Annotated in this window: 4 protein-coding genes; 1 reads left to right on the top strand and 3 read right to left on the bottom strand. The window is 64.4% G+C overall.

Going from position 1 to position 2,787, the window contains the following annotated elements; genetic code table 11:
* Window positions 1-213: 213 nt before the first annotated feature.
* Window positions 214-339: a type B 50S ribosomal protein L36 gene (gene ykgO / locus EOD15_RS32195; protein ID WP_006327841.1), complete on the bottom strand. Its 126-nt coding sequence runs from the start codon at window positions 337-339 to the stop codon at window positions 214-216.
* Window positions 340-581: 242 nt separating this feature from the next.
* Between ykgO and EOD15_RS32190 the strand changes: the two genes are divergently transcribed.
* Window positions 582-1,004, top strand: coding sequence for a lysozyme inhibitor LprI family protein (locus tag EOD15_RS32190; RefSeq protein WP_127321565.1), 423 nt, complete (start codon window positions 582-584; stop codon window positions 1,002-1,004).
* Window positions 1,005-1,010: 6 nt separating this feature from the next.
* On the opposite strand, the gene EOD15_RS32185 is transcribed toward EOD15_RS32190, so the two are convergent.
* On the bottom strand, window positions 1,011-2,090 hold the full coding sequence (locus EOD15_RS32185) for a 5-(carboxyamino)imidazole ribonucleotide synthase (RefSeq protein ID WP_127321564.1): 1,080 nt from the start codon (window positions 2,088-2,090) through the stop codon (window positions 1,011-1,013).
* Window positions 2,087-2,584 (bottom strand): 5-(carboxyamino)imidazole ribonucleotide mutase, encoded by a 498-nt coding sequence (gene purE, locus EOD15_RS32180; protein WP_127272234.1) that lies wholly within the window; start codon window positions 2,582-2,584, stop codon window positions 2,087-2,089. Before purE ends, EOD15_RS32185 begins: the two co-directional genes overlap by 4 nt.
* Window positions 2,585-2,787: the final 203 nt, after the last annotated feature.

The raw sequence follows: 2,787 nt of genomic DNA, 5'->3' as shown, positions 1-2,787 counted from the left end.
TCCTGAGTGGCCGGCGGCGCGACAGCATCATCCGCCCATGCCGGGCCATAAATGACGCCGGAAACAAGCAGAGATGTCAAAAATGCAAAAAGAATCCGCATCGCCGGACTCTAGTCCCGGGCGACGGAACGTCAAACTGAATTTGGCGTGAAAATGCCGGCAGGCGGCAACAAGCATCAAATGGGGGGAGGCAACAGCCTCCTGCCCGAAAACTCAGCCCTGGCGTGCCTTGTAGCGCGGGGCGGTCTTGTTGATGATGTAGACGCGGCCCTTGCGGCGAACCAACTGGTTGTCGCGGTGACGCGCCTTCAGCGCCTTGAGCGAATTCTTGATCTTCATGGTCTTGCCTGTCGGTGTGGACCCGGTCCGGGTCGAAATTTTAAGGCGCGCCAGAAGACGCGCCTTTGAACTGTGGGAGGCTCATAAACGAGGAGCCTTGTCCCTGTCAACCGCAAGCGTGCTCCATAGCGGCTGTGAATCGTCCCTGTCATCAATTATCCGCCATGTCGGCCTTGCGGCATTGCGCGGCCCTGGGGCCGGGTGGGATGATGCGGTCGCCGTGAAGTGATTTGGAGAGAACCATGCGCCGAATGTTCCTGTCCGCCTGCCTTGTCCTGCTGGCGGCAGCTTCGGTTGCTCGCGCGCAGGAATGCGACCGCAGCGACGATAGCCAGCAGATGATGAACATCTGTGCCGGCGAAGACTATCAGGCGGCCGACGCCAAGCTCAACAAGGCCTATCAGGACCTCACCAGCTCGGATGACGCCGGCGGCAAGAGATTGCTGCATGTGGCGCAGCGCGCCTGGATCAGTTTTCGCGATGCCGAATGCGCGCATTCCACCGCCGCCAGTCAAGGCGGCTCGATCCATCCGATGGCAGTATCGCAATGCCTCACCAGACTGACCAATGATCGCATCAAGCAGCTCGCTGCCGCGGCCAATTGCGAGGAAGGCGATGTGAGTTGCGCCAATCCAGGCGAGGACGAGAGCGACGATTTGCAGTAGGCAACCCTATGAGGCGCGACGGCTGATCCGAGTGAAATGTCCCATCTTGCGGCCGAGCCGCGCTTCGGCCTTGCCGTAGAGATGCAGCATCAGATCGGGCTCGGCGAGAAGCTCCGGGACGCGCAGCACATCGTCGCCGATCAGGTTTTCCATCACACAGTCGGAATGGCGGTCCGGGCCGCCGAGCGGCAGGCCGGCGATGGCGCGGATATGCTGCTCGAACTGTGAAACGATACAGGCGGCTTCCGTCCAATGGCCGGAATTGTGCACGCGCGGCGCGATCTCGTTGGCCAGCAGCGAGCCGTCCGCCAGCACGAAGAACTCGACGCCGATGACGCCGACATAGTTCAGCGCCGACAGGATCTTCGATGCGGCCGTTCGGGCCGCTTCCGCCGTCTCCGGCATAATGGCGGCCGGCAAGGTCGATGTGTGGAGAATGCCGTTGCGATGGATATTCTCGGCTGGATCGTAGGCGACAACCGCACCGTCCAGCCCACGCGCCGCGATCACCGATATCTCGCGCTCGAACGGCACGAAGGCCTCCAGGATCAGAGGCACATTGCCCATCGCCTCGCATGTGCCGGCGAAGCCGCCGGCTTCCATGTTGCGGAAGACGCGCTGGCCTTTGCCGTCATAGCCCATGCGCCGGGTCTTCAGGACACCGCTGCCGTCGAATGCTTTCAGCGCCGCGATCAGCTGGTCATCATTGTCGACGGCGTGGAAATCGGCGGTGGCAATGCCGATGCCGTTGAGGAATGTTTTTTCGTCCACCCGGTCCTGCGCCACTTCCAGCGCACGCGCCGGCGGATAGACCGGAACCTTGGCGGCCAGCGCACTGGCGGCTGCAACCGGCACGTTCTCGAACTCGTAGGTGACGACGGAACTCGAGACTGCCAGTTCGGCAAGGGCGGCCGGGTCGTCATAGGCGGCTGTTATCTGCCGGTTGGCGACCTGTGCCGCGGGGCAATCCGCTTGCGGCTCCAGCACCACGGTGCGGTAGCCGAGGCGGGCGGCAGCAACAGCCAGCATGCGGCCGAGCTGGCCGCCGCCAATGATGCCGATGGTCGATCCGGCGGGCAGGCTCACGGCGTATCCGTCGGTTCTGCCGCGACCTTGGCGGTCTGCGCGGCGCGCCAGGCATCCAGGCGGACGGCAAGCTCGTTATCGTTCAGTGCCAGCACGGCGGCGGCTAGAAGGGCTGCGTTGGCAGCGCCGGCCTTGCCGATGGCCAGCGTGCCCACGGGAATGCCGGCCGGCATCTGGACAATGGACAGCAGCGAATCCTGCCCGGAAAGCGCTTTCGATTCCACCGGCACACCGAACACCGGCAGCGGCGTCATCGCCGCCGTCATGCCGGGCAGGTGCGCCGCACCGCCGGCGCCGGCGATGATCACCTGATAACCGGCCGCCTTGGCGCCCTTGGCGAAATCATAGAGCCGGTCTGGGGTGCGATGCGCGGAGATGATCAGCCGCTTGTGCGGGATGCCGAGTGCTTCCAGCGTTTCGGCCGCATGGCGCATCGTCGCCCAGTCGGACTGGCTGCCCATGATGATGGCGACGTCGGCGCGTTGATCGTCCAAGTCCGTGTTCCCCGGCGACAAAGGCGCGCCTTAGCGGAATTCGCGCGAGGCCGCAAGGATAGGCGGCGGCCGCGGCGGTCTGGCAAGACGGAAACCAGCCGGTCAGATGCCGTCGCGCTCGGCCTCTGGCGTCGAAACCAGCAAGGCCGAAGCCGCGTTGGCGGCGGTGATGGCCGCCCGCATGGTCTGCCCACGGGCAAGTC

The sequence above is a fragment of the Mesorhizobium sp. M7A.T.Ca.US.000.02.2.1 genome (genome assembly GCF_003996995.1).
Lineage (GTDB): Bacteria > Pseudomonadota > Alphaproteobacteria > Rhizobiales > Rhizobiaceae > Mesorhizobium.
This window is presented reverse-complemented; position numbering and strand designations above follow the sequence as displayed.